Here is a 24,915-nt window from a genome sequence, read left to right as displayed (position 1 = left end):
GAGGGCATCGACATGGGCCCGTCCCCCACGGACGCCGCCCTGGCCGCCGACCTCGCGCTGCCGATCGAGGAGCTGGAGCTCACCGTTCGGTCGTACAACTGCCTCAAGCGTGAGGGCATCCACTCCGTGGGTGAGCTGGTCGCGCGTTCCGAGGCCGACCTCCTCGACATCCGCAACTTCGGTGCGAAGTCGATCGACGAGGTCAAGGCGAAGCTGGCCGGCATGGGCCTGGCCCTGAAGGACAGCCCGCCCGGATTCGACCCGACCGCTGCCGCCGACGCCTTTGGCGCCGACGACGACGCGGACGCGGGTTTCGTGGAGACCGAGCAGTACTGATCTCCACAGCCTCCGGGGTTCGCGTCGGCGGACCCCGGATCTCCGACAGGCAAACCCGCCTGCTCGGATACTGACCCCGGTACCTGACACGGCCAGGGCAGACACACAGGAGAAGAACAATGCCGAAGCCCACCAAGGGTGCCCGTCTGGGCGGCAGCGCCGCGCACGAGAAGCTGCTCCTCGCGAACCTCGCGAAGGCGCTCTTCGAGCACGGTCGTATCACCACCACCGAGGCGAAGGCCCGCCGTCTTCGTCCGTACGCCGAGCGTCTGGTCACCAAGGCGAAGAAGGGCGACCTTCACAACCGCCGTCAGGTGCTCCAGGTCATCACGGACAAGAGCGTCGTCCACACGCTCTTCACCGAGATCGGCCCGCGCTACGAGAACCGTCCGGGTGGCTACACCCGCATCACCAAGATCGGTAACCGCCGTGGCGACAACGCGCCCATGGCCGTCATCGAGCTGGTCGAGGCGCTGACGGTGCAGCAGAAGGCCGTGGGTGAGGCCGAGGCCGCCACCAAGCGCGCGGTCAAGGAGGCCGACGAGGCCAAGGCCGCGGAGACCACCGAGGCTCCGGCCGAGGAGGCCGCTGCCGAGGAGTCCAAGGACGCCTGAGGCTCTGCCTGACGTGAAGCGGGTTCGCCCTTCGGGGCGGGCCCGCTTTCACGTTTTTTCAAAGAGCACTGCCTTGAGAGGATTTCCACGTGAGCGATGAAGTACAGCCCGGGAACGTCCGGGTGCGCCTGGACATCTCCTACGACGGCTCCGACTTCCATGGCTGGGCCAAGCAGGCCGGCGGCAAGCGGACCGTGCAGGGCGAGATCGAGGACGCGCTGCGCACGGTGACGCGGTCGAGGGAGACGTACGAGCTGACCGTCGCCGGGCGGACCGATGCCGGGGTGCACGCGCGTGGGCAGGTGGCGCATGTGGACCTGCCCGAGGGGGTCTGGCGGGAGCACAACCAGAAGCTGCTCAAGCGGCTCGCCGGGCGGCTGCCGAAGGACGTGCGGGTGTGGGCCCTCAGGCCGGCGCCGAGCGGCTTCAACGCCCGTTTCTCCGCCGTCTGGCGCCGGTACGCCTACCGGGTCACCGACAACCCCGGGGGAGTGGATCCCCTGCTGCGGGGCCACGTCCTCTGGCACGACTGGGCGCTCGATGTCGACGCCATGAACGAGGCCGCGCGGCACCTGCTCGGCGAGCACGACTTCGCCGCGTACTGCAAGAAGAGGGAAGGGGCCACCACCATCCGGACCCTTCAGGAGCTGAGCCTCACGCGCGGGTCCGACGGGATCGTCACCGCCACCGTGCGCGCCGACGCGTTCTGTCACAACATGGTGCGCTCGCTGATCGGTGCGCTGCTGTTCGTCGGGGACGGGCACCGCGGCCCGGAGTGGCCCGGGAAGGTGCTGGCCGCGGGGGTGCGGGACTCCGCCGTGCATGTCGTACGGCCGCACGGGCTGACCCTGGAGGAGGTCGGCTACCCCGCCGACGAACTGCTCGCCGCGCGCAACAAGGAGGCGCGGAACAAGCGCTCGCTTCCGTCAGCGGGGTGCTGCTGAGCTACCGGTTCGCCGCCGCGGACGCCTGGGACTGGCCGCGGCGGTAGATCTGGTTGAAGGTGAACTGCTGCAGGTCGTCGCCGACGCGGAAGACCTTGGTGTCCTTGTTGGTGACGTCCTTGCCGTTGAGGAAGCCGCCGGTCGTGAAGTAGACGTAGCGGCCGACGGCGTTCGTGGTGGTCAGGCAGACCGCGGAGTCGCAGAAGTTCCCGATGCCCTTGCCGGGCAGGGAGCGCACCACGGCCTTCTTGGCGGCCTGCGCCTTGACCTTCGCGGCCTGTGCCTGGTCGTCGAAGACGGCGACGCCGACGGTGATCGCGATCCCGCCGCCGTTGGTGTAGGTCGCGCGGATCAGGCGGGTGCAGCGGTTGGCGTCGAGGATCTTCGGCAGAGTGCCGTTGGCGGCGGTGGCGCACTTCGTGGTGTCGTCCGTGGCGCCCTTCTTGTACACCGTGTCACCCATGGTCAGCTGCGTGCCCGGGAAGAGGCTGTCGGCGCTGAGCGGGGCGGTGTCCTTCTTGGCGCTGGAGATGAAGTCCTTCGGGTTCAGCGGCGGCGGGGCGCTGGTGGGGGCGAAGGACGGCGTGGCCGAGCCGCTCGGCACGGAGGCGCTGGCCGGCAGGTTGGTGGGGGTGCCGTTCGCGTTGTCGCTGCTGTTCGCCGAGACGACGGCCATGGCCACCGCGGTGCCTATGGCGACCGTGGCGACCGCGCCGCCGCCTATGAACAGCAGCTTGCGGCGCTTGTTCCGGGACTCCGAGGCCTCGGCGAGCGCGGCCCAGTCCGGGGTCCCGTCGTCGTCGCCGCTGCTCCAGGGCTGCTGGGAATGCGGTTTCCAGGGATCCCACTGAGACTGGGGTCCCCCCTGCCCGTAACTCATGGGGCGCATCTTAGACGGGGCGCGGAGGGTGCCGGAGCGTGTCCGGCGGCATGCCACGTTTGTCCGCCGGTGTGAGCGGGAAGAGCGTCGTTTTGACCCGTCCGGGGCGCTGCAGGTACGCTGCTTCTTCGTTGTGTATTGGCTTGCTCATTCTCACGGGACGGGCCCTTACACCGGTCCGCCGGGCCGATGACCAGCGACCAGCACGCGGTTTGCGTCACCGCGGTGCGGTCAAGGCTGTCGTGATCGTTTCGGTGACCTGTTCAGGACCATTCACTCGAAGCGAAGGCTACGAACCGTGCGTACGTACAGCCCCAAGCCCGGCGATGTGACGCGCCAGTGGCACGTCATCGACGCTCAGGACGTTGTCCTGGGCCGTCTCGCCACCACCGCAGCGACCCTCCTCCGGGGCAAGCACAAGCCGATCTACGCCCCCCACGTCGACGCTGGTGACTTCGTCATCATCATCAACGCCGACAAGGTGCACCTGTCCGGCAACAAGCGGACCCAGAAGATGGCGTACCGCCACTCCGGCTACCCGGGTGGTCTGCGCTCCGTCCGCTACGACGAGCTGCTGGACAAGAACCCCGAGAAGGCCATCGAGAAGGCCGTCAAGGGCATGCTCCCCAAGAACACCCTGGGCCGTCAGATGCTCTCCAAGCTGAAGGTCTACCGCGGCGAGAACCACCCGCACGCTGCCCAGCAGCCGGTTCCGTTCGAGATCACCCAGGTCGCGCAGTAAGTCCGGCCACCCCCTAAGACTGAAGAGAATCTGAGGAGAATCGTGGCCGAGACCACTGCCGAGCAGCCGATCGAAGAGATCGAAGACATCGAGAGCTACACCACCGAGTCCGAGGTTCCGGTGGAGGGTGAGTACACCTCCGAGTCCCTCGCCTCGCGCTTCGGTGAGCCCCAGCCCGCCGCCGGCCTGGGCCGCCGCAAGAACGCCATCGCCCGCGTCCGGATCGTCCCGGGCACCGGCAAGTGGAAGATCAACGGTCGCACCCTTGAGGACTACTTCCCGAACAAGGTGCACCAGCAGGAAGTCAACGAGCCCTTCAAGGTGCTCGAACTCGAGGGTCGTTACGACGTCATCGCCCGCATCGCGGGTGGCGGTGTCTCCGGTCAGGCCGGTGCGCTCCGTCTCGGTGTCGCCCGTGCGCTGAACGAGGCCGACGTCGACAACAACCGTGGCCCGCTGAAGAAGGCCGGCTTCCTGCGCCGCGACGACCGCGCGGTCGAGCGGAAGAAGGCCGGTCTGAAGAAGGCCCGCAAGGCTCCGCAGTACAGCAAGCGCTAAGCTTCGCTGCCTGCTCGTACGTATCACGGGCTCCGGCCCTACGTACTCCGAACGCCCCGGCGGCACGCCACTTGTGCCGTCGGGGCGTTCGTTTATACCGGTCAAGGGCGTATAACGACAAAAGACGCTCAGAGGCTGGTGTGATCGGATGACCCGGCGTCTGCCACCATGCATGGCAGCAAGGACGCTTCCTCAGGAGGACAAGTGGGACGACTCTTCGGTACGGACGGCGTGCGCGGTGTCGCCAACGCGGACCTGACGGCCGAGATGGCGCTCGGCCTGTCCGTGGCGGCGGCCCACGTGCTGGCCGAAGCGGGCACCTTCGCGGGCCACCGGCCGACGGCGGTGGTCGGGCGGGACCCGCGGGCGTCCGGGGAGTTCCTGGAGGCGGCCGTGGTCGCGGGCCTGGCCAGCGCGGGTGTGGACGTGCTGCGGGTCGGTGTGCTGCCGACCCCGGCCGTGGCCCACCTGACCGGCGCGCTCGGCGCCGACCTGGGCGTGATGCTCTCCGCCAGCCACAACGCCATGCCGGACAACGGCATCAAGTTCTTCGCCCGCGGCGGCCACAAGCTCGCCGACGAGCTGGAGGACAGGATCGAGGCGGTGTACGAGTCCCACCGGCACGGGGAGCCGTGGGAGCGGCCCACGGGCTCCGGCGTGGGGCGCGTACGGTCGTACGACGAGGGCTTCGAGCAGTATGTCGGCCATCTGCTGGCCGTTCTGCCCAACCGGCTGGACGGGCTGAAGATCGTCCTGGACGAAGCGCACGGCGCGGCCTCGGGGGTCTCGCCGGAGGCGTTCTCCCGGGCGGGCGCCGAGGTCGTCACGATCGGTGCGGCGCCGGACGGGCTCAACATCAACGACGGGTGCGGTTCGACCCATCTCGGCCAGCTGAAGGCCGCGGTCGTCGAGCACCGCGCGGACTTCGGTGTCGCGCACGACGGCGACGCCGACCGCTGCCTGGCCGTGGACCACACCGGCGAGGAGATCGACGGCGACCAGATCCTCTCGGTGCTGGCACTGGCCATGCGGGAGCGGTCCGCGCTGCGGGCGGACACGGTGGTGGCCACCGTGATGTCCAACCTCGGGTTCAAGCTGGCGATGGAGCGGGCCGGGATCCGGCTGGTGCAGACGGCCGTCGGTGACCGGTATGTGCTTGAGGAGATGAAGGAGCACGGGTTCGCCCTGGGCGGCGAGCAGTCCGGGCACGTGATCATTCTCGATCACGCGACGACCGGTGACGGCACGCTGACCGGGCTGCTGCTCGCGGCGCGGGTCGCGGAGACCGGACGCTCGCTGCGGGAGCTCGCCTCTGTGATGGAGCGGCTGCCGCAGGTGCTGATCAATGTGCCGGATGTGGACAAGGCGCGTGTGCGTACGTCTGCCGACCTGGCCGCGGCTGTTGCCGAGGCCGAGCGGGAACTCGGTGAGACGGGGCGGGTGTTGCTCCGCCCCTCGGGTACCGAGCCGCTGGTGCGGGTGATGGTCGAGGCCGCGGATATCGAGCAGGCTCGGTCCGTTGCCGGGCGGCTGGCCGACGCTGTGAAGTCGGCGTTGGGCTGAGATCCGGGTCCGGGGCGCCGGGAACTGTGCGTTGCGGGCCGCGGGTTCGTCGTGGTTTGTCGCTCCCCCAAGTTCTCGACTTCGCTCGAACCCGGGGGGACCCCATCGCGGCGGAGCCGCAAATCGACACAGTCCCGGGCCCCTGGGCAGTTACAGCTTGCGTAGCCTCAGGCGCTGCACCTTGTGGTCCTGGCCCTTGCGGACGACGAGGGTGGCCCGGCCCCGGGTGGGGGCGATGTTCTCGGTCAGGTTGGGCTTGTTGATGGTGCGCCAGAGGGTGCGGGCGTAGTCGAGGGCCTCCTCCTCGGAGACCTGGGTGTACTTGCGGAAGTACGAGTCCGGGTTCTGGAAGGCGGTCTGGCGCAGCTTCTTGAAGCGGTTGAGGTACCAGCGCTCGATGTCCTCGGCGCTCGCGTCGACGTACACGCTGAAGTCGAAGTAGTCGGCGAGGCCGACCCGGGTGCGGCCGTCCTTGCCCGGCAGGGCGGGCTGCAGGACGTTGAGGCCCTCGACGATCAGGATGTCGGGGCGGCGGACGACGAGCTTCCTGTCCGGGACGATGTCGTAGATGAGGTGGGAGTAGACGGGGGCCGTGACCTCGTCCTTCCCCGCCTTGATGTCGGCGACGAAACGGGTGAGGGCCCGGCGGTCGTAGGACTCGGGGAATCCTTTCCGCGACATCAGGCCGCGGGCCTCCAACTCCTTGGTGGGCAGCAGGAATCCGTCCGTCGTGACCAGCTCCACGCGCGGGTGTTCCGGCCAGCGGGACAGCAGGGCCTGCAGGAGACGGGCGACCGTGGACTTTCCCACGGCCACCGAGCCGGCGACGCCTATGACGAACGGGGTGCCGGACTGGGAGCCCTGCTCGCCGAGGAAGGTGTTCAGGGCGCCTCTGAGGCCGTCCGTGGCGCCGATGTAGAGGTTGAGGAGCCGGGAGAGCGGGAGGTAGATGTCCCGCACCTCGTCCAGGTCGATCACATCGCCCAGACCGCGCAGCTTCTCCACCTCCTCGGCGGTGAGCGGCAGCGGCGTCTTGTCACGCAGCGCGCTCCACTCGGCGCGGGTGAGGTCGACGTAGGGAGTCGCCTCCGGCCTGTGCCGGTGGGCGCTCCGGGGCATCGAGGAGACCGGTGAGATCACATTCCATTGTTAACGGAGTTTGAACTCCGTGGTGGGTGGGGTCCGTCACGCGGCCCTGTCACGCGACTCCGGCCACCTGGGCGTCGACCCCGGCGCACAGGGCGTCCAGAGCCGCTTCGACGCGCTCGTGGTCGCCGGTGATCAGCAGATCGGCCTGGAGGCTGGAGAAGGCGCTGTTGAGGAGGGTCGCGCAGGTCAGGGCGGCTGCGTCCGACAGGCCGCGGTGGACCAGGCAGGAGGCGACGAACTCGGCGTGGCCGCGCACGAAGCCGGGGTGCGGGAGGGTGAGCCGGCCGGACGCGGCGAGACCCTCGATCTCCCGGATGAGCCGGGTCATGCCGAGTTCGCCGGGGCTGAGGTTGCGGTGCCAGGCGGAGCGGACGACCTCGCTGACCGGGACCGCGGGGTCGTCCCAGCCGGTGGTGGCGCGCAGCGCCTCGTGCTGCCGCTCGTCCAGCCGCTGGAGTACGGCGGTGAGCAGGGCGTTCTTGTCGGCGAAGTGATGGGTCAGGACCCGGGTGCTCTGCCCAGGACCCTCGGCCGGCGTGCGCAGCCGGAGGATCCGCGATGCACGATCGGCGCCCGCGCGGTGCCGCTGCGGGTGCGCTGGGAGCCGAGGGAGCCGCGCGTACGGCCGTGTTCGCCGTTCGTATGGCTGTGGGAATTTCCGAATTCGGGCAGGAGGAAGCGTTTTCTGACGCCGAACGAGCCGTAGGCTGCGGCTCATGTGCGGAATCGTGGGATACGTAGGGTCGCAGTCGGCGCTCGATGTCGTGATGGCAGGGCTCAAGCGGCTGGAGTACCGGGGGTATGACTCGGCGGGCGTCGCCGTCCTCGCCGACAGCGGACTGGCCGCGGCGAAGAAGGCGGGGAAACTCGTCAACCTGGAGAAGGAACTGGCCGAACGGCCGCTGCCGACGGGCGCGACCGGCATCGGCCACACGCGCTGGGCCACGCACGGCGGCCCCACCGACGCCAACGCCCACCCGCATCACGACAACGCGGGCAGGGTCGCCGTCGTCCACAACGGAATCATCGAGAACTTCGCGCTGCTGCGGGCCGAACTGGCCGAGCGCGGCCATGAGTTGACCTCCGAGACGGACACCGAGGTCGTCGCCCATCTGCTCGGCGAGGAGTTCTCTCGCACCGCCGACCTGGCGGAGGCCATGCGGCGGGTGTGCCGGCGGCTGGAGGGCGCGTTCACGCTGGTCGCGGTGCACGCCGACGCGCCGGACGTGGTCGTGGGCGCGCGCCGGAACTCGCCGCTCGTGGTCGGTGTCGGCGAGGGCGAGGCGTTCCTGGCGTCCGACGTCGCCGCGTTCATCGCCCACACCCGCTCGGCGATCGAACTGGGCCAGGACCAGGTCGTGGAGCTGCGCAGGGACGGTGTCACGGTGACCGGCTTCGACGGCCGCCCGGCCGAGGTGCACAGCTACCACGTGGACTGGGACGCCTCCGCCGCCGAGAAGGGCGGCTACGACTACTTCATGCTCAAGGAGATCGCCGAGCAGCCCAAGGCGGTCGCCGACACGCTGCTGGGCCGTATCGACCCGTCCGGCTCCCTCACCCTGGACGAGGTCCGCATCTCCCCGTCCGAACTGCGCGAGATCGACAAGGTCGTCATCGTCGCCTGCGGTACGGCCTTCCACGCCGGCCTGATCGCCAAGTACGCCATCGAGCACTGGACGCGCATCCCCTGCGAGGTCGAGCTGGCCAGCGAGTTCCGCTACCGGGACCCGATCCTGGACGGCCACTCCCTGGTGATCGCCATCTCCCAGTCCGGCGAGACGATGGACACCCTGATGGCGCTGCGCCACGCCCGCGAGCAGGGCTCCAAGGTGCTGGCCATCTGCAACACCAACGGCTCGACGATTCCGCGCGAGTCGGACGCGGTGCTGTACACGCACGCCGGGCCCGAGGTCGCCGTGGCCTCCACCAAGGCGTTCATGACCCAGCTCGTGGCCTGCTATCTGGTGGCGCTGTACCTGGGCCAGGTGCGCGGCACCAAGTGGGGCGACGAGATCCAGGCCGTCATCAAGGACCTCTCCCGGATCTCGGAGGAGGTCGAGCGCGTCCTGGAGACGATGGAGCCGGTGCGGGCTCTGGCGCGGACCCTGGCCGCGAAGAACACGGTGCTGTTCCTCGGCCGGCACGTGGGCTACCCGGTCGCCCTCGAAGGCGCCCTGAAGCTCAAGGAACTCGCCTATATGCACGCCGAGGGCTTCGCGGCGGGCGAGCTGAAGCACGGCCCGATCGCGCTGGTCGAGGAGGACGTGCCGGTGGTGATCGTCGTACCGTCGCCGCGCGGCCGCTCGGTCCTGCACGACAAGATCGTCTCCAACATCCAGGAGATCCGGGCCCGCGGGGCGCGCACCATCGTGATCGCGGAGGAGGGCGACGAGGCGGTCGTCCCCTACGCCGACCACCTGATCCGCATCCCGGCCACCCCGACCCTGCTGCAGCCGCTGGTGGCGACGGTCCCGTTGCAGGTCTTCGCCTGCGAGCTGGCCACCGCCCGCGGCAATGACGTGGACCAGCCCCGCAACCTGGCGAAGTCGGTGACGGTGGAGTGACAAACCCCTCGGGGTGAGAAAAAGGGGCGAACGGCCGACCGCCGTTCGCCCCTTGAAGTCTTTGCTCAGTGGACCGAGAAGCCCCCGTCGACGAAGACCGACTGGCCCGTGACATAGGCGGAGGCGCGGCTCGCGAGGAAGACGGCCGCACCCTCGAAGTCCTCGGCGAGGCCGTTGCGGCCGGTCATCGTGCGCGCGGCCAGCGCCGCCACCTTCTCGGGGTCGCTGGACAGCCGCTGGTTGAGCGGGGTCATCACGAAGCCCGGCACCAGGGTGTTGACGGTGACGCCGTACGGCGACCAGGCCTCGGCCTGCGAGCGGGCCAGCGACTCCAGTGCGCCCTTGGAGACGCCGTAGGCCCCGCTCTGCACGAAGGCGCGGTGGGCCTGCTGTGAGGTGATGTGGATGATCCGGCCGAAGCCGCGCTCCGCCATGCCGGGCCCGAACCGCTGCCCCAGCAGGAACGGAGCCTGAAGGTTCACGGCCATGGTGGTGTCCCACACGTCCTCGCCCAGCTCGCCCAGCGGCGGCCGCAGGTTGATCCCGGCGGAGTTGACGAGGATGTCGGGCTCGCCGAACACACCGGCCGCCTCCTCGGCCGCCGCGCGCACGCCGGCACGCGTGCCGAGATCGCCCGCGACCCAGGCGGCCGTGCCGCCGGCGTCGGTCAACTCACCGACGGTTTCCTCCAGGTGTTCCTTGCCGCGGGCCACGACCACCACCCTCGCGCCGGCCCGCGCGAGCGCTTTGGCGATGGCCCGGCCGATGCCGGAGCTGCCTCCGGTCACCACGGCGGCACGGCCGTCCAGCGAGAACAGGTCGGAGAGGTAGGCCTGGGACGTCATGGGCGGAGCGTAGACGGCACGTACCGAGCCCGGCAGCGGGATTTCAGCAGGTGGACGGGGAGCGACCGTAGGCTGCCCGGCATGAGCATCATCGGAGTGGGGATCGACGTCGCCGAGATCGACCGGTTTCGCGCGTCGTTGGAGCGGACGCCCGGCATGGCCGAGCGGCTGTTCGTGGAACGGGAGCTGTTGCTGCCCAGCGGGGAGCGGCGCGGGATCGCCTCGCTCGCGGCCCGGTTCGCCGCCAAGGAGGCGCTGGCGAAGGCCTTGGGCGCACCGCCCGGCCTGCACTGGACCGACGCCGAGGTGTGCGTCGAGGACAGCGGACAGCCCCGCCTCCGGGTGACGGGCACCGTGGCAGCCCGGGCCGCCGAACTGGGCGTACGGTCCTGGCACGTCTCACTCAGTCATGACGCGGGGGTCGCCTCGGCCGTGGTGGTGGCCGAGGGCTGAGCGTTCCGGGTGTGGGCGGTGGGGGGTACGGGGCAGACTCGGTGCCATGCGTAGTGCGTACAGCGTGGAGACGGTGCGGGCGGCCGAACGGGCCCTGATGGCACGGCTGCCGGAGGGCGCGCTGATGCAACGGGCCGCGGCGGGGCTGGCCGCCGCCTGCGCCGAGTTGCTCGGCCGGGTGTACGGCAGCCGGGTGGTGCTGCTCGTCGGCAGCGGCGACAACGGCGGGGACGCGCTGTACGCGGGGGCGCGGCTGGCACGTCGGGGGGCCGGGGTGACGGCCGTACTGCTCGCGCCGGAGCGGGCGCACACCGGAGGGCTGGGCGCGCTGCGACGGGCGGGCGGCACGGTCGCCCCGGCCTCGGCCGATTCCGCCGTGGGGCTCATCGAGTCGGCCGATCTCGTCGTGGACGGGATCGTCGGGATCGGCGGCAAGGGCGGGCTGCGGCCCGAGGCCGAGGCCTTGGCCGGGGTCGTGGAACGGTCCCGTGCCGCCGTGGTCGCCGTTGACCTGCCCAGCGGGGTCGAGGCCGACACCGGTCAGGTGCGGGGGGCCGCGATCCGGGCCGACCTCACCGTCACCTTCGGCACCTACAAGCCCGGACTGCTGATCGATCCGGCGCGCGAGTACGCCGGGGTCGTACGGCTCGTCGGCATCGGTCTCGAACTGCCCGCCGAGGGTGAGCTGCAGGCCCTCCAACACGCCGATGTGGCACGGCTGTTGCCGGTGCCGGCTGCGGAGAGCGACAAGTACCGGCGCGGAGTCGTGGGTATCGCCGCCGGATCCGCGCGCTATCCGGGCGCCGCCGTGCTCGCCGTCTGTGGGGCGCTGCGCGGCGGAGCGGGGGCCGTACGGTACGTCGGGCCGGCCGCGGAGGCGGTCATCGCCCGCTTTCCGGAGACGCTCGTGTCCGACCGGGGACCGGCGAAGGCGGGGCGCGTACAGGCCTGGGTGGTCGGACCGGGCGCCGGGGACGACGCGGCGACCGTGGCCGAGGTGCTGGACACGGACGTGCCGGTGCTTCTCGACGCGGACGGGCTGCGGCTGGCCGAGCGGGACGCGGTGCGCGGGCGTACGGCGCCGACGCTGATGACCCCTCATGCCGGGGAGGCGGCCGCGCTGCTGGGAGTGCGCCGGGAGGAGGTCGAACAGGCCCGGCTGGCCGCGGTGCGGGAACTGGCGGCGGTGTACCGGGCGACGGTGCTGCTGAAGGGGTCCACGACACTGGTCGCCGGCGCGGGGGGCGGGGCGGTGCGGGTCAACGCCACCGGGACCTCCTGGCTGGCCACGGCGGGGAGCGGCGACGTGCTGTCGGGGCTCGCGGGGTCCTTGCTGGCGGCGGGGCTGTCGGCGCGGGACGCGGGGAGCGCGGCGGCGTATCTGCACGGGCTGGCCGGGCGGTTCGCGGCGGACGGGGCACCGGCGGGGGCGCATGACGTGGCGGCGCGGATCCCGGAGGCGTGGAGGGACGTGCGGGACTGAGTCCGTGCGGCGCCCTTCGCTGTAGCCGGGCGGGGGTTGGGTCGCCTGCCTGCGCTTGCGGGGTGCCTCTCCCGGAGGGACGCCGGCTCCATGGCACCGGGCAGAGATGCGCGCGTCCCCCCTCGCGCGCGGTGGCGCCCGGCCACTCCGGGTGCGGCGGCGCGTCGCCGCGGGGAGTCGCGCCAGCCGCACGCGGCGCGGGCGGCGCGGCCCAGACCCTTTCCGCCGGTCCGTACACGGCCGGCGAGCGGAGGGGGTAGGTACCCCCAGCGCCCGTCATCGCCGCCCCGGCGGCACGACTGCCCGCGGCCACGGCGCGGACGCGGGTGCGGCGGCCGCGACTTCCCAGGGGCGTGGGGACTGCGCGACCAGCCACGACGGCGCCGCAGACGAACAACTGCACCCCTCGGGTGACCCTCCCGCGCGGCACCGTCGATCCGGCGGAGCCGCACGTTTGGCTGATCGCATGATCAGCAGACGAATCGCGTCCCGCGGTGTCGCGGTACTGCTCGCCATGACGGCTGCCCTCACGACCGCCCACGCAGCGGCCGGCGCTCCCGCGCCGCCGGCTCCCGCCCCCGCCCCCGCCCCCGAACTCGACCTGGTCCCCGGTGTCGCTCCCGGGCCCGGCCAGCCCTGGCAGATCGACACGCCCGACCAGGCGCTGCCGCCGACGGTGTACACGCCGACCGAGTCGGAGGACGCCGTGGAGCCGAAGGACGCGGCGCCGGGGGCGTACGACCTCATCGAGTACGTGCCGCTCGACGACGCCGTCTCCAAGGTCAGTTGCAGCAAGAAGACCGGGCCCTATCAGCGGCAGGTGGAGCGCTGGCTGAAGCTGAAGGCCGACGGGAAGCAGTCGGCCGCCGACTGCGAGGCGATCCGCGACTTCCAGACGAAGCACAAGATCAAGCCCGCCAGCGGGTTCGCCGGTCCCGTCACCTGGTCGACGATGATGCTCATCGGTGCGAAGAAGGACCCGAACGCCGCCAAGAAGTGTCCCGTCCGGTCGTACAAGGTCGCCTGTGTCGATCTGGACCGCCAGCTCACCTGGGTCCAGGAGGACTCCAAGGTGGTGTTCGGACCGGTGCCCATGCGGAGCGGGCGCACGGGGCATCTCACCCGCAAGGGCTGGCACACCGTCTACTGGCGGCACAAGAACCACGTGTCGACCCTGTACGACGAGCCCATGCCGTATGCCCAGTTCTTCGACGGCGGCGAGGCCTTCCACGCCATCTACGGCAGCATTTACACCACGGTCGGCTCCTACGGCTGCGTCAACATGAAGCTCGATGACGCGCGCAAGCTGTGGGACGTCCTGAAGAAGGGCGACCACGTCTACGTGTGGGGGAAGCGACCGGGTAGCTGAGACTGGGACCGGGGCCCTCGGGGCCCTCTGAGAGACTGGGGGCGCGATGAGTGAGACTGCGACTGTGCCGACCGCCCCCCTGCGCGCCCGCGCCGAGATCGATCTGGGCGCCCTGCGGGCCAATGTGCGCGCCCTGCGCGCCCGGACGCCGGGCGCGGCCCTGATGGCCGTGGTCAAGTCCGACGGCTATGGCCACGGGGCCGTGCCGTGCGCCCGCGCGGCCCTCGCCGCGGGCGCGACCTGGCTCGGCACCGCCACCCCCGAGGAGGCCCTGGCACTGCGCGCGGCCGGGCTGCCGGGCCGGATCCTGTGCTGGCTGTGGGCGCCGGGCGGCCCCTGGCGGCAGGCGATCGAGGCCGACCTCGACATGTCCCTGAGCGGGATGTGGGCCCTGCGCGAGGTCGTCGCGGCGGCCCGCGAGGCCGGCCGCGCCGCGCGCGTACAGCTCAAGGCGGACACCGGGCTCGGCCGCAACGGCTGCCAGCCCGGCCCCGACTGGGCGGAACTGGTCGCCGCGGCCCTGCGCGCCGAGGCCGAGGGGCTGGTCCGGATCACCGGGCTGTGGTCGCACTTCGCCTGCGCCGACGAGCCCGGGCATCCCTCCATCACCGCCCAGCTGGAGCGCTTCCGGGAGATGCTGGCGTACGCCGAGGAACAGGGCGTGCGGCCCGAGGTGCGGCACATCGCCAACTCGCCCGCCGCGCTCACCCTCCCCGAGACCCACTTCGACCTCGTCCGCACCGGCATCGCCGTGTACGGCATCTCGCCCAGCCCGGAGCTGGGCACGCCCGCCGACTTCGGGCTGCGCCCGGTGATGACGCTCAGCGCCTCGCTGGCCCTGGTCAAGCACGTCCCGGGCGGCCACGGCGTCAGCTACGGCCACCACTACGTCACGCCCGGCGAGACCACCCTCGGTCTCGTCCCGGTCGGCTACGCGGACGGCATCCCGCGGCACGCCTCCGGCACCGGTCCTGTGCTGGTCGACGGCAAGTGGCGCACGATCGCCGGGCGGGTCGCGATGGACCAGTTCGTGGTGGACCTCGGCGGGGACGAGCCCGCGGCGGGCAGCGAGGCCGTGCTGTTCGGGCCGGGCGACCGCGGTGAGCCCACCGCCGAGGACTGGGCGCAGGCCTGCGGCACGATCGCCTACGAAATCGTCACACGCATCGGGACCCGGGTTCCTCGCGTCTATGTGAACGGGGAAGAACTCGGGTAAGCCGTTCGAGAGCGACCGGGCTCACCTGTGACACCCGTCGCAGACCCGCCTGCGACGCCCGTTGCACCGGCACCATCGGTTTCATCCGTTTCACCACCCAGGCGAACTGCAGTACGGCGAAGAGGAGCGGTACGTGAGCGAGAGCAGTGCGGAGGCCGTGGCGGACGCCGTCGCCTCGGCGGCCGCCGCCTCCGCCGCGGGGGCGGCCGGGAGCTGGCGCAGGGCGACCGGCATCGCGGGTACCGCGATAGGTGTGCTCGCCGCGGGCGCGGCGGCCGGCGTCGCCATCGAGCGGATGACGGTGGGCCGGGGCATGCGCAGAAAGGCCCGGCTGGCGCTGGACTCCGCGGGCCCCTACGGCACCCTGCGCGGCACCCCGGGCAAGGCCCAGGCCGACGACGGCACCGAGCTGTACTACGAGGTCGACGAGGTCGAGCCCGAGACGGGCCCGAACGTCTCACCGCGCAGGCGCAGGCTGTTCGGCCGTAAGGCGCCCGCCCCCGTCACCGTCGTCTTCAGCCACGGCTACTGCCTCAACCAGGACTCCTGGCACTTCCAGCGGGCCGCCCTGCGCGGGGTCGTCAGGACCGTGCACTGGGACCAGCGCAGCCACGGCCGGTCGGGGCGGGGCGTGGCCCAGACCCGGGACCGGGTGCCGGTCACCATCGACCAGATCGGCCGCGATCTGAAGGCCGTCCTCGACGCCGCCGTACCGGACGGGCCGATCGTGCTGGTCGGGCACTCGATGGGCGGCATGACCGTGATGGCCCTCGCCGCCCAGTACCCCGAGCTGATCCGGGACCGGGTCGTCGCCACCGCCTTCGTCGGTACGTCGTCCGGACGGCTCGGCGAGGTCAACTTCGGGCTGCCGCTGGCCGGCGTCAACGCGGTGCGCCGGATCCTGCCCGGCGTGCTGAAGGCGCTCGGACAGCAGGCGGAGCTGGTCGAGAAGGGCCGCCGGGCCACCGCCGATCTGTTCGCCGGGATCATCAAGCGGTACTCGTTCGCGGGCCGGGACGTCGACCCGGCCGTGGAGCGGTTCGCCGAGCGGATGATCGAGTCCACACCGATCGATGTGGTCGCCGAGTTCTACCCGGCCTTCACCGACCACGACAAGACCGGGGCGCTCGGCTGTTTCCGTGACATGCCGGTGCTGGTGCTGGCCGGCGTCCAGGACCTGGTCACGCCCAGTGAGCACAGCGAGGCCATAGCCGACCTGTTGCCCGACGCCGAGCTGGTCCTCGTCCCGGACGCCGGGCACCTGGTGATGCTGGAACACCCGGAAGTGGTCACCGACCGCCTCGCCGACCTGCTCACCCGCGCGGGTGCCGTGCCCGCAGGGGCTACGGTTATGGGCTATGGAAGCACCAGCAGCACCGCAGGACCCCGCTGAGACCCGGCTGACGATCACCTCGCCCGAGCAGATGCGGGAGCTTGGCCGCACGCTGGCCAAGCTGCTGCGCGCGGGCGACCTGGTGATGCTCAGCGGTGAGCTGGGTGCCGGCAAGACCACGCTGACCCGCGGGCTCGGCGAGGGCCTCGGCGTGCGCGGCGCGGTCACCTCGCCGACCTTCGTGATCGCCCGGGTGCACCCCTCCCTCGGCGACGGCCCGCCCCTCGTGCACGTCGACGCCTACCGGCTCGGCGGCGGCCTGGACGAGATGGAGGACCTGGACCTCGATGTCTCGCTGCCCGACTCGGTGATCGTCGTGGAGTGGGGCGAGGGCAAGGTCGAGGAACTGACCGAGGACCGCCTCCAGGTCGTCATCCACCGCGCGGTTGGAACCGCGGCATCGGGGGACACCCCAGAACCCACCGGCACCGACGAGGTACGGCATGTGACGCTGACCGGGCTGGGGGAACGCTGGGCCGAGGCCGGCCTGGCGTCGCTCACCGCCTGAGCGCGGCCTCCGTATCAAGATTCCGACAGGCAGCAACATATTGCGCAGGACGTCCCGGGCGTGGTCACATGGTACCCAGCCCGTAGTTAGGTGTACCTAACTACTCCCGCCCCCGCACCACAGGAGGCGTCCATGTCCGCAACCGGTCCCACCGGCGTCTCCATGCACGACCTGCTGGCGGCATGCGCGGCAGCGGAGGTGGTTTCCCGGCCCCCGCAGCGCCCCGAAGAGACGCCGGCGGAAGGGGAGCGACCAGCCACAACGGCCCCGCGGGCGGCCGGTGACCGGTCGACGCGCCCCCGAGTCGCCGCTTAGCGAATCACCATCACCCGCACCCCGATCGTCGCGAAGTCCCACATCGCGTCGCCGTTCAGCCGCGTCTCCCGGATCCCCCCGCTCCGCACCACCGGGTCGCCCGCGGAGTGCGCCGCGCTGCCCACCGCGGCGCTGAAGCCGACCGCCAGCCCGTCCACCTCGGTGAACCGCACGACATGCTCGATGGGGGTGCCGTCGGTGCCGGTGATCGCGTTCGAGCGGGACGTGACCCAGTACGTGCCCGGCGACGGGTCCACGCTGCCCGGGGAGACCCTGAAGGTGCGCTCCAGCTGGTTCGTGCGGCTCACCAGCCAGACCCGGTTGGCGCCCAGCGAGTACACGACCCGTTCCCCCGCACCGGATCCGCCCGGCAGGGCCGTCGAGGTGGGGTCGTAGCTCGGCGTGCTCGTGGCGGTCGTCGAGGGGGACGCGCTCGCCCCGGCCCTGCCGCCCAGGCCCGCCGGTACGGTCGCCTGGGCCTGGAGGGCGAGGAAGCCGACGGTGCCGAGGGCCGCCGCGGTGAGGCCGGCCACGATTCCCGAGCTGGACCCTGCCACGTGCGCTCACCTCTGACTCGTACTGTCTCGTGTGATATGTCGTACTTCGTACAGACGGTAGCAGTCAGTGACCGTACGACCCGGACGGCGATGCGTGAGCCGTCGGCGCCGTAGGCTGTTCGCGTGCTCTTGCTCGCTCTGGATACCGCAACGCCCGCCGTCACCGTCGCGCTGCACGACGGCACGGACGTCATCGCCTCGTCGAGTCAGGTGGACGCGCGCCGGCACGGAGAGCTGCTGCTGCCGGCCGTGGACCGTGTGCTCGCCGAGGCCGGACTCAGACTGGACGCCGTCACCGGCATCGTCGTCGGCATCGGGCCCGGCCCCTACACCGGCCTGCGCGTCGGCCTGATGACGGCCGACACCTTCGGCCTCGCGCTCGGGGTCCCGGTGTACGGCGTGTGCACGCTGGACGGCCTCGCCTACGCCGCCGACATCGAGAAGGGCCCCTTCGTCGTGGCGACCGACGCCCGGCGCAAGGAGGTCTACTGGGCGACGTACGCCGACTCCCGTACCCGGCTGACCGGCCCCGCCGTGGACCGGCCGGCCGACATCGCCGAGCGGGTCGCGGGCCTCCCGGCGGTGGGTGCGGGCGCGCTGCTCTACCCGGACACGTTCCCGAGCGTCCATGAGCCCGAGCACGTCTCCGCCGCCGCCCTCGCCTCGCTGGCCGTCGAGAAGCTGGCCGCCGGCGAGGAGCTGCCGGCACCCCGGCCGCTGTATCTGCGCCGCCCGGACGCCCAGGTCCCCAAGAACTACAAGGTGGTCACCCCGAAGTGACCGTACGACTGCGCGAGATGCGCTGGTGGGACATCGACCCGGTCCTGGAGCTGGAGAAGGACCTGTTCCCCGAGGACGCCTGGTCGCGGGGCATGTTCTGGTCCGAGCTGGCCCACGCGCGGGGCGCCGAGGCCACCCGGCACTATCTGGTCGCCGAGGACGAGCCCGCCGAGCCCGCCGAGCCCGCCGAAACGGGCGGGACCCGCCGGATCGTCGGGTACGCGGGCCTCGCCTCCGCCGGCGACCAGGCCGATGTGCAGACCATCGCCGTCGCCCGCGACCTCCAGGGCACCGGCCTCGGCGGACGGCTGCTGGAAGAGCTGCTGCGCGCGGCGACCGCGTTCGAGTGCCACGAGGTGCTGCTGGAGTGCCGGGTCGACAACGTCCGCGCCCAGAAGCTCTACGAGCGCTACGGCTTCGAGCCCATCGGGTTCCGCCGCGGTTACTACCAGCCGGGCAACGTGGACGCCCTGGTCATGCGTCTGATCACCAACCAAGCCACCGAAGAAGCAACCGAAGAGAAGAACCATGGCTGACGAACCCCTCGTCCTCGGCATCGAGACCTCCTGCGACGAGACCGGCGTCGGCGTCGTCCGTGGCACCACCCTGCTGGCGGACGCCGTCGCCTCCAGCGTCGACGAGCACGCCCGCTTCGGCGGCGTCGTCCCGGAGGTGGCCTCCCGCGCCCACCTGGAGGCGATGGTCCCCACCATCGACCGCGCGCTGAAGGAGGCGGGCGTCCGTGCGAAGGACCTCGACGGCATCGCCGTGACCGCCGGTCCCGGTCTCGCGGGCGCCCTCCTCGTCGGTGTCTCGGCGGCCAAGGCGTACGCCTACGCCCTCGGCAAGCCCCTCTACGGCGTCAACCACCTCGCCTCGCACATCTGCGTCGACCAGCTGGAGCACGGCCCGCTGCCCGAGCCGACGATGGCCCTGCTGGTGTCCGGCGGCCACTCCTCCCTGCTGCTGTCGACGGACATCACCTCCGACGTCCGGCCGATGGGCTCGACCATCGACGACGCGGCCGGCGAGGCCTTCGACAAGATCGCCCGGGTACTGAACCTGGGCTTCCCCGGCGGCCCGGTCATCGACCGGTACGCGCGCGAGGGCGACCCGGAGGCGATCGCCTTCCCGCGCGGCCTGACCGGCCCCCGTGACCCGGCGTACGACTTCTCCTTCTCCGGTCTGAAGACGGCCGTGGCCCGCTGGATCGAGGCCAGGCGCGCGGCCGGCGAGGAGGTCCCGGTCCGTGATGTGTCCGCGTCCTTCCAGGAGGCCGTCGTCGACGTGCTGACCCGCAAGGCCGTCCGCGCCTGCAAGGACGAGGGCGTCGACCACCTGATGATCGGCGGCGGCGTCGCGGCCAACTCCCGGCTGCGCGCACTCGCCCAGGAGCGCTGCGAGGCCGCCGGCATCCGGCTGCGCGTGCCGCGCCCCAAGCTGTGCACGGACAACGGCGCGATGGTCGCCGCGCTGGGCGCCGAGATGGTCGCCCGCAACCGGTCCGCCTCCGGCTGGGACCTGTCGGCCGACTCCTCCCTGCCGGTCACCGACCCGCACGTCCCCGGCAACCACGACCATGTGCACGAGGTCAGCAAGGAGAACCTGTACTCGTGACCGTCGCGTTGATGTGGGAGGCCCGGGCGGCCGCGGGCCGGGGCGAGGAGCTGCTCGCCTGGGTACGGGAACAGCCGCTGGCCGCCGAGCCGCTGCGCCGCGAGACCTTCCGGGCGCCGCAGGACCGGGTGCTGGTCATCACGTGGTGGGACGCGTCGTACGACGCCGAACTGCCCGAACTGCCCGAGCCTGACGGCGAGTTGGTGAACCGGGCCGTGCACCGCTGGCGGTTCGAGGCGGTGGCCGGCGGCTGAGGTTTGGCGTACCCGGCCCGACTGGGCTATGATCATCACACAGCGAACGGCCGGAACCGAGAAATCGGAAACCGCCCCCGGACGCAGTGCGTTGGTGGTCCAAGGAAAGACGTCCCGCTTCCTGCGGGGAGATGCAGGTGCAAGGCCTGCCCGGCGCTCCACTCGAAACCCGCCCCGGTTGTCCGGGGCGGGTTTCGCCGTTACCGGTGCCCGGCTCGTTGCGGCTGGACCGTCTCCGCCTCGGGACCCGCGAACTCCGGAGTGGCCGCCGTCCGCCGCTCCTTGAGCTGCGCGTAGGCCATCAGACCGAACAGCACCGCGAGCAGCACCACCGAGGAACCGAGTGTCCCCAGATCCAGACCGCCCTTGGCGACCGGCTTGGTCAGGAAGTCGCCGGCCGTGGCGCCCAGCGGGCGGGTCAGCACGAACGCGATCCAGAACAGGAGGACGTTCGGCACCGCCGGGACCTTCATCAGGGCGACCAGGACCAGCAGGACGCCGGTCACCAGGGACGCACCGCCCAGATAGCCGAGGCCCGAGCTGTCGGACAGGAAGTCGCCCATCGAGGTGCCGAGGGTGTTGGAGACCAGGATCGCCGCCCAGAACAGGGCCTCGCCCCGGAAGGTGACGATCTCGGTGATCTGGAAGGTCATCCCGCTCAGCTTCCAGCCGAGGAAGATCAGCAGCAGGAGGGAGATCAGGATCGCGGCGCCCTCCGGGTAGCCGAGGCCGAGACCCTGAGGGCCCCAGCCCAGTTTCGTCGCGCCGTTCGAGAGGAACTTCGTGCTGGCGTCCCGGTTCATGAAGTCGGACATCGTGGTGCCGGCCATGGAGGTCGACAGGATGACGGTCCAGTAGAAGAACGGGTTGTAGTGCGACGAGCGCAGCTGCACCACCAGCGTCACCACGAACACCAGGAACAGCGCGATGGTGGTGAGGAAATAGCCGAGCTTGAGCGTCTGGGCGAAGAGGTCGCCCGCGGTCTCGCCCAGGGTCGTCGCCGCGATCTTCATGATCCAGAACGCGAGGGTGACCTCAGGCAGCTTCTTCATGACGGACTTTGTCGTCGTCAAAGGTGCTCCTGCCGGGTGTGGGGGGTGATCAATTACGGCCCGACCCTGCCAGGGGCAATCTGAACGCATCCTGAACGCCCGAGTCCTGGGTCTTGCGGAAGGGGGCTTGCTGTGCTTCCGCCGTGGCTCAATACGTTCCACCCGCCCGCTGCCGTTCAATCAGCGCCCCGGGAGACCTCCACATCGCACCGCAGCCGCCGGTCCGCGCCCACCACCCGCACCGGTCCGGTCAGCCGGAGCCGGACCGTGTGCCGTACGTCCGTGCTCGACGCGGACAGCCGCAGCTCCAGCGCGCCCGGCTCCACCACCGGGGCGCCCGTGCGGTCCGTGAAGGCGGACAGGTCGGCGTGGAAGCGGAAGGTCAGCCGGCGGGACTCGCCGGGGGAGAGCGTGATGCGCCGGTACCCGATCAGCCGTACGTCGGGCCGGGTCACGCTCGCCACCGGGTCGTGCAGATACAGCTGGACGACCTCGGCGCCCGCGCGGTCACCGGTGTTGCGGACGGTCAGGGAGAGGTCGCAGGAGCCGTCCGTCGGGATCTCGGGCCCGGGGCCGCGGACGTCCTCCCAGACGAACGTCGTGTACGAGCGGCCGTGCCCGAACGGGTACAGCGGGGTCGGGTCCAGGCTGCTGACCTCTCCGGCCAGGCCCAGCGGGGGCTGGAGACAGGTCCAGGGCTGGCCGCCGGGCGCGCGCGGCACGCTCACCGGGAGGCGTCCGGAGGGGTTCACCCGGCCGGACAGCACCCCGGCCACCGCCCGGCCGCCCTCCTCGCCGGGGAAGAAGGCCTGGACGACCGCGCCGAGCCGGCCGTGCCCAGCGCATACGGCCGGCCGGTCAGCAACACGAGTATCACCGGGACGCCCGTCGCCACGACCGTGTCCAGCAACTCGGCCTGCACACCGGGCAGTCGGAGGTCGGCCACATCGCAGCCCTCGCCCGAGGTGCCCCGGCCGAACAGGCCCGCCCGGTCGCCGAGCACCGCCACGCACACGTCGGCCTCCGCCGCCCGGGCCACCGCCTCCGCGAAGCCGGCGGTGTCCGGGCCGGAGACTCCGCACCCCGGGGCGAACGTGACCTTGGCGTCCGGGAGTTCGGCGCGCAGTGCGTCCAGCAGCGTGGGGATCTCGATACCGAGCGGGACCTCGGGGTGGTGGGTGAGGACGTGGGAGGGGAAGGAGTAGCGGCCGAGCAGGGCGAGCGGATCCGCCGCGCGCGGGCCCACGACCGCGATCCGGGTGCCGTGGGCCAGCGGCAGCAGGCCGTCCGGGTTGTCCAGCAGAATCACCGACTCCTCCGCCAGACGCCGGGCCAGGGCGCGGTTGGCCGCCGAGTCCAGGTCGACCGGGCCCGCCGGCTCCGGCCGCCAGTCCGGGTCCAGCAGGCCCAGCTCGCACTTCTGCGTCAGGACGCGCCGGGCCGCCCGGTCCACCAGCGCCTGAGGGATCCGGCCCTGGCGTACGGCGGTGACGAGCGGGGTGCCGTAGCACTTCAGGGTCGGCAGTTCGACGTCGATGCCCGCGGCCAGCGCCAGATGCGCCGCCTCCGCCTCGTCCGCCGCGACCCGGTGCAGGGTCTCCAGGAAGCCGATGCCGTAGTAGTCCGCGACCACCGTGCCGGTGAAACCCCACTCCTCGCGCAGCAGTTCGTTCAGCAGGCGTGGATCGGCGGAGGCGGGCACGCCGTCGGTCTCGGTGTAGGCCGCCATCACCGAGCGGGCCCCGCCCTCGCGCACCGCCATCTCGAAAGGAGGAAGGGTTACGTCCGCGAACTCCCGTACGCCCGCCCGGACCGGGGCCAGGTTCCGGGCGCCGGCCGAGGACGCGTACCCGGCGAAGTGCTTGAGCGTGGCGACGACCCCGGCCGACTCCAGACCGCGTACGTACGCCGTGCCGATGGTGCCGACCAGGTACGGGTCCTCGCCGATCGTCTCCTCGACCCGCCCCCAGCGCGGGTCGCGGACCACGTCCAGGACCGGCGCGAGGCCCTGATGGACGCCGACCGCGCGCAGGTCGTGGCCGATGCGCCGGCCCATCTCCTCGACCAGCGCCGGGTCGAAGGCGGCGCCCCAGGCGAGCGGCACCGGGTACGCCGTCGCGCGCCAGGCGGTGAAGCCGGCCAGGCACTCCTCGTGGGCCATGGCCGGGATGCCGAAGCGGCCGGCCGCGGCGATCCGGCGCTGGGCGCGGGCCAGGGCCCGCGCACCGAGGGCCGGGTCCACGGGAGCGGTGCCGAAGGAGCGGGTCAGCTGGCCCGGACCGAGCGAGACCAGCTCATCCCAGCCGTGGTCGGCGGTCATCTCGCGCTGCAGGGGAGCGACCCCGTCGCCGTCCGTGGCGGCGCCCACCCATACGCCGTACAGCTGGGCGGCCTTCTCCTCCAGGGTCATCCGGGCGAGCAGATCGGCCACGCGGGCGTCGGCGGGCAGGGCGGGGTCGCGCCAAGGAGCGATGGTCATGGAACTCCCGTCCGGCTCTGCTGGGGTCTGCCTGACTCTGCTCGCGAATGTTTCGGCCTGTATCTCGAATGTTCCGGGGAACCTATGGCGCATGGGGGCCTTCGTCAAGGGGTGCGGCGGGGATACGATCGCCCGCATGAAGCCTTCGAAGCCCGCAGAGACGCAGACGGCGACCCTCGCCGAGATCGCCCGTGAGGCCGGGGTGTCGGCTCCGACTGTTTCGAAGGTCCTCAACGGCCGTGCCGATGTCGCCCCGGCGACCCGTACCCGCGTCGAGGAGCTGCTGCGCACCCACGGCTACCGGCGCCGGCGCGCCGAGACGTCCCGCTCGCCGCTGATCGACCTGGTCTTCCACGAGCTGGAGAGCGCCTGGGCGCTGGAGGTCATCCGGGGCGTGGAGAACGTGGCGCGGGCGGCCGGGCTGAGCGTCGTACTGTCCGAGTCGGCCGGCCGGCTCACCCCGGGCCGGACCTGGGCCGACCAGGTGGCCGCGCGCCGCCCGCACGGCGTGGTGCTGGTGCTGTCCGGGCTCGACGAGTCCCAGCGGGCGCTGCTGACCAGCCGCTCCGTCCCGTTCGTGGTGATGGACCCGGCCGGCGACCCGGGCCCGGACGTGCCGTCCATCGGCGCCACCAACTGGCAGGGCGGACTCGCCGCCACCCGTCATCTGCTGGAACTCGGCCACACCCGGATCGGCGCGATCAGCGGCCCGTCCCGGATGATGTGCAGCCGGGCCCGGATCGACGGTTACCGCGCCGCGCTGGAGACGGCCGGCCTGCCCGCCGACCCCTCGCTCGTCGCCGCCGGCGACTTCCACCACGACTCCGGCTACCGCCTGGGCCTGGAGCTGCTCGGCCGCCCCGGCCGGCCGACGGCCGTCTTCGCGGGCAACGACCTGCAGGCGCTCGGGCTCTACGAAGCCGCCCGCGAGCTGGGCCTGCGCATCCCGGAGGACCTCAGTGTGGTCGGCTTCGACGATCTGCCGGTGGCCCGCTGGGTCGGCCCGCTGCTGACGACCGTACGGCAGCCGCTGACCGAGATGGCCGAGGCGGCGGCCCGGCTGGTGCTGGAGCTGGGGAGCGAGCGGGAGGAGCGGGCGGCCACCCGGGTGGAGCTGGCGACCAGCCTGGTGGTGCGGTCGAGCACGGGCGTGCCCCCGGTGCTTCAGCGGTAGCTGTATTGACGGGCGCCGAGGACCGCCCCACACTGCTCCGAAGCCAGTCGGTCAAACAACCGAAACTTTC

General features: G+C 71.6%; 24 protein-coding genes and 1 pseudogene. 18 read left to right on the top strand and 7 right to left on the bottom strand.

The features are described from left to right. From AV521_RS13875 to truA, 3 genes are all read left to right on the top strand, one after another. A partial coding sequence (locus AV521_RS13875) for a DNA-directed RNA polymerase subunit alpha C-terminal domain-containing protein (protein WP_305965164.1) occupies positions 1–336 on the top strand: 336 nt, incomplete at its 5' end. A 119-nt stretch (positions 337–455) separates the two neighbouring features. Next, entirely contained in the window at positions 456–950 is a 495-nt protein-coding gene (gene rplQ, locus AV521_RS13870) for a 50S ribosomal protein L17 (protein ID WP_076088003.1), read from the top strand. An 89-nt stretch (positions 951–1,039) separates the two neighbouring features. Next, the gene (gene truA / locus AV521_RS13865) at positions 1,040–1,894 is read left to right on the top strand and encodes a tRNA pseudouridine(38-40) synthase TruA (protein WP_076088001.1); all 855 of its coding nucleotides are present in this window, start codon (positions 1,040–1,042) and stop codon (positions 1,892–1,894) included. A gap of 1 nt (position 1,895) precedes the next feature. Here truA and AV521_RS13860 read toward each other — a convergent pair whose 3' ends face one another. Continuing rightward, positions 1,896–2,774: a hypothetical protein gene (locus tag AV521_RS13860; protein WP_076088080.1), complete on the bottom strand. Its 879-nt coding sequence runs from the start codon at positions 2,772–2,774 to the stop codon at positions 1,896–1,898. Positions 2,775–3,072: 298 nt separating this feature from the next. Here AV521_RS13860 and rplM point away from each other — a divergent pair, with 298 nt between their 5' ends. The 3 genes from rplM to glmM all read left to right on the top strand — a co-directional run bounded on the left by rplM (position 3,073) and on the right by glmM (position 5,637). Continuing rightward, positions 3,073–3,516: a 50S ribosomal protein L13 gene (gene rplM / locus AV521_RS13855; RefSeq protein ID WP_076087999.1), complete on the top strand. Its 444-nt coding sequence runs from the start codon at positions 3,073–3,075 to the stop codon at positions 3,514–3,516. Between the two features lie 42 nt (positions 3,517–3,558). After that, positions 3,559–4,074: a 30S ribosomal protein S9 gene (gene rpsI / locus AV521_RS13850; protein ID WP_023547363.1), complete on the top strand. Its 516-nt coding sequence runs from the start codon at positions 3,559–3,561 to the stop codon at positions 4,072–4,074. Positions 4,075–4,278: 204 nt separating this feature from the next. Continuing rightward, positions 4,279–5,637, top strand: a complete 1,359-nt coding sequence (glmM, locus tag AV521_RS13845) for a phosphoglucosamine mutase (protein ID WP_076087997.1) — start codon at positions 4,279–4,281, stop codon at positions 5,635–5,637. Positions 5,638–5,787: 150 nt separating this feature from the next. On the opposite strand, the gene coaA is transcribed toward glmM, so the two are convergent. Both coaA and AV521_RS13835 read right to left on the bottom strand, forming a co-directional pair. Continuing rightward, positions 5,788–6,756: a type I pantothenate kinase gene (coaA, locus tag AV521_RS13840; protein ID WP_076088078.1), complete on the bottom strand. Its 969-nt coding sequence runs from the start codon at positions 6,754–6,756 to the stop codon at positions 5,788–5,790. A gap of 79 nt (positions 6,757–6,835) precedes the next feature. Continuing rightward, positions 6,836–7,504, bottom strand: coding sequence for a TetR/AcrR family transcriptional regulator (locus AV521_RS13835; RefSeq protein WP_179023065.1), 669 nt, complete (start codon positions 7,502–7,504; stop codon positions 6,836–6,838). Here AV521_RS13835 and glmS point away from each other — a divergent pair. Continuing rightward, entirely contained in the window at positions 7,503–9,350 is a 1,848-nt protein-coding gene (glmS, locus tag AV521_RS13830; protein WP_076087995.1) for a glutamine--fructose-6-phosphate transaminase (isomerizing), read from the top strand. The two genes, AV521_RS13835 and glmS, sit on opposite strands and share 2 nt — an antisense overlap. Positions 9,351–9,415: 65 nt before the next feature. On the opposite strand, the gene AV521_RS13825 is transcribed toward glmS, so the two are convergent. After that, complete coding sequence (locus AV521_RS13825) at positions 9,416–10,195, bottom strand: SDR family NAD(P)-dependent oxidoreductase (protein ID WP_076087993.1); 780 nt, start codon at positions 10,193–10,195, stop codon at positions 9,416–9,418. An 81-nt stretch (positions 10,196–10,276) separates the two neighbouring features. On the opposite strand from AV521_RS13825, the gene AV521_RS13820 reads away from it, so the two are divergent. The 6 genes from AV521_RS13820 (at position 10,277) to tsaE (ending at position 16,617) form a co-directional block, all read left to right on the top strand. Next, on the top strand, positions 10,277–10,648 hold the full coding sequence (locus AV521_RS13820; RefSeq protein WP_076087991.1) for a holo-ACP synthase: 372 nt from the start codon (positions 10,277–10,279) through the stop codon (positions 10,646–10,648). Positions 10,649–10,694: 46 nt separating this feature from the next. Further along, positions 10,695–12,131 (top strand): NAD(P)H-hydrate dehydratase, encoded by a 1,437-nt coding sequence (locus AV521_RS13815; RefSeq protein ID WP_179023063.1) that lies wholly within the window; start codon positions 10,695–10,697, stop codon positions 12,129–12,131. Between the two features lie 466 nt (positions 12,132–12,597). Continuing rightward, on the top strand, positions 12,598–13,500 hold the full coding sequence (locus AV521_RS13810) for a L,D-transpeptidase family protein (protein WP_076087989.1): 903 nt from the start codon (positions 12,598–12,600) through the stop codon (positions 13,498–13,500). 46 nt (positions 13,501–13,546) lie between these two features. Then, positions 13,547–14,716: an alanine racemase gene (gene alr / locus AV521_RS13805; protein WP_076087988.1), complete on the top strand. Its 1,170-nt coding sequence runs from the start codon at positions 13,547–13,549 to the stop codon at positions 14,714–14,716. Between the two features lie 133 nt (positions 14,717–14,849). Next, a complete protein-coding gene (locus AV521_RS13800; RefSeq protein ID WP_076087986.1) occupies positions 14,850–16,109 on the top strand; it encodes an alpha/beta fold hydrolase in 1,260 nt (419 codons plus the stop codon). After that, positions 16,075–16,617, top strand: coding sequence for a tRNA (adenosine(37)-N6)-threonylcarbamoyltransferase complex ATPase subunit type 1 TsaE (gene tsaE, locus AV521_RS13795; protein WP_076087984.1), 543 nt, complete (start codon positions 16,075–16,077; stop codon positions 16,615–16,617). The genes AV521_RS13800 and tsaE overlap by 35 nt, the downstream gene beginning before the upstream one ends. A gap of 311 nt (positions 16,618–16,928) precedes the next feature. Here tsaE and AV521_RS13790 read toward each other — a convergent pair whose 3' ends face one another. Then, on the bottom strand, positions 16,929–17,489 hold the full coding sequence (locus tag AV521_RS13790) for a hypothetical protein (RefSeq protein ID WP_076087982.1): 561 nt from the start codon (positions 17,487–17,489) through the stop codon (positions 16,929–16,931). Between the two features lie 123 nt (positions 17,490–17,612). Between AV521_RS13790 and tsaB the strand changes: the two genes are divergently transcribed. From tsaB to AV521_RS13770, 4 genes are read left to right on the top strand one after another with little or no spacing between them, the layout of a single operon-like run. After that, a complete protein-coding gene (tsaB, locus tag AV521_RS13785) occupies positions 17,613–18,269 on the top strand; it encodes a tRNA (adenosine(37)-N6)-threonylcarbamoyltransferase complex dimerization subunit type 1 TsaB (RefSeq protein WP_076087980.1) in 657 nt (218 codons plus the stop codon). A gap of 17 nt (positions 18,270–18,286) precedes the next feature. Continuing rightward, positions 18,287–18,805, top strand: coding sequence for a ribosomal protein S18-alanine N-acetyltransferase (gene rimI, locus AV521_RS13780; protein WP_076088073.1), 519 nt, complete (start codon positions 18,287–18,289; stop codon positions 18,803–18,805). After that, on the top strand, positions 18,798–19,886 hold the full coding sequence (gene tsaD / locus AV521_RS13775) for a tRNA (adenosine(37)-N6)-threonylcarbamoyltransferase complex transferase subunit TsaD (RefSeq protein WP_076087978.1): 1,089 nt from the start codon (positions 18,798–18,800) through the stop codon (positions 19,884–19,886). Before rimI ends, tsaD begins: the two co-directional genes overlap by 8 nt. Further along, complete coding sequence (locus AV521_RS13770; protein ID WP_076087976.1) at positions 19,883–20,140, top strand: hypothetical protein; 258 nt, start codon at positions 19,883–19,885, stop codon at positions 20,138–20,140. The genes tsaD and AV521_RS13770 overlap by 4 nt, the downstream gene beginning before the upstream one ends. Positions 20,141–20,340: 200 nt before the next feature. On the opposite strand, the gene AV521_RS13760 is transcribed toward AV521_RS13770, so the two are convergent. Then, a complete protein-coding gene (locus AV521_RS13760) occupies positions 20,341–21,192 on the bottom strand; it encodes a hypothetical protein (RefSeq protein ID WP_076087974.1) in 852 nt (283 codons plus the stop codon). Positions 21,193–21,368: 176 nt separating this feature from the next. Further along, a pseudogene (locus AV521_RS13755) lies at positions 21,369–23,671 on the bottom strand (glycoside hydrolase family 3 N-terminal domain-containing protein). A gap of 136 nt (positions 23,672–23,807) precedes the next feature. Here AV521_RS13755 and AV521_RS13750 point away from each other — a divergent pair. Continuing rightward, a complete protein-coding gene (locus AV521_RS13750) occupies positions 23,808–24,845 on the top strand; it encodes a LacI family DNA-binding transcriptional regulator (RefSeq protein ID WP_076088071.1) in 1,038 nt (345 codons plus the stop codon). Positions 24,846–24,915: the final 70 nt, after the last annotated feature.

This window comes from Streptomyces sp. IMTB 2501, from assembly GCF_001953885.1.
Taxonomy (GTDB): Bacteria; Actinomycetota; Actinomycetes; order Streptomycetales; family Streptomycetaceae; genus Streptomyces.
The sequence above is the reverse complement of the archived record's forward strand: the minus strand, read 5'-3'. Positions and strand labels throughout refer to the sequence as shown.

Bases quoted from the DNA above. Each gene is read 5' to 3' on its own strand.
- tsaE (WP_076087984.1), top strand. From the start codon at position 16,075: ATGGAAGCACCAGCAGCACCGCAGGACCCCGCTGAGACCCGGCTGACG.
- rimI (WP_076088073.1), top strand. From the start codon at position 18,287: ATGCGCTGGTGGGACATCGACCCGGTCCTGGAGCTGGAGAAGGACCTG.
- AV521_RS13815 (WP_179023063.1), top strand. From the start codon at position 10,695: ATGCGTAGTGCGTACAGCGTGGAGACGGTGCGGGCGGCCGAACGGGCC.
- AV521_RS13860 (WP_076088080.1), bottom strand. From the start codon at position 2,774: ATGAGTTACGGGCAGGGGGGACCCCAGTCTCAGTGGGATCCCTGGAAA.
- AV521_RS13825 (WP_076087993.1), bottom strand. From the start codon at position 10,195: ATGACGTCCCAGGCCTACCTCTCCGACCTGTTCTCGCTGGACGGCCGT.
- tsaD (WP_076087978.1), top strand. From the start codon at position 18,798: ATGGCTGACGAACCCCTCGTCCTCGGCATCGAGACCTCCTGCGACGAG.
- AV521_RS13750 (WP_076088071.1), top strand. From the start codon at position 23,808: ATGAAGCCTTCGAAGCCCGCAGAGACGCAGACGGCGACCCTCGCCGAG.
- rplQ (WP_076088003.1), top strand. From the start codon at position 456: ATGCCGAAGCCCACCAAGGGTGCCCGTCTGGGCGGCAGCGCCGCGCAC.
- glmS (WP_076087995.1), top strand. From the start codon at position 7,503: ATGTGCGGAATCGTGGGATACGTAGGGTCGCAGTCGGCGCTCGATGTC.
- AV521_RS13820 (WP_076087991.1), top strand. From the start codon at position 10,277: ATGAGCATCATCGGAGTGGGGATCGACGTCGCCGAGATCGACCGGTTT.
- AV521_RS13835 (WP_179023065.1), bottom strand. From the start codon at position 7,504: ATGAGCCGCAGCCTACGGCTCGTTCGGCGTCAGAAAACGCTTCCTCCT.
- coaA (WP_076088078.1), bottom strand. From the start codon at position 6,756: ATGCCCCGGAGCGCCCACCGGCACAGGCCGGAGGCGACTCCCTACGTC.
- AV521_RS13760 (WP_076087974.1), bottom strand. From the start codon at position 21,192: ATGAAGAAGCTGCCTGAGGTCACCCTCGCGTTCTGGATCATGAAGATC.
- AV521_RS13810 (WP_076087989.1), top strand. From the start codon at position 12,598: ATGATCAGCAGACGAATCGCGTCCCGCGGTGTCGCGGTACTGCTCGCC.
- alr (WP_076087988.1), top strand. From the start codon at position 13,547: ATGAGTGAGACTGCGACTGTGCCGACCGCCCCCCTGCGCGCCCGCGCC.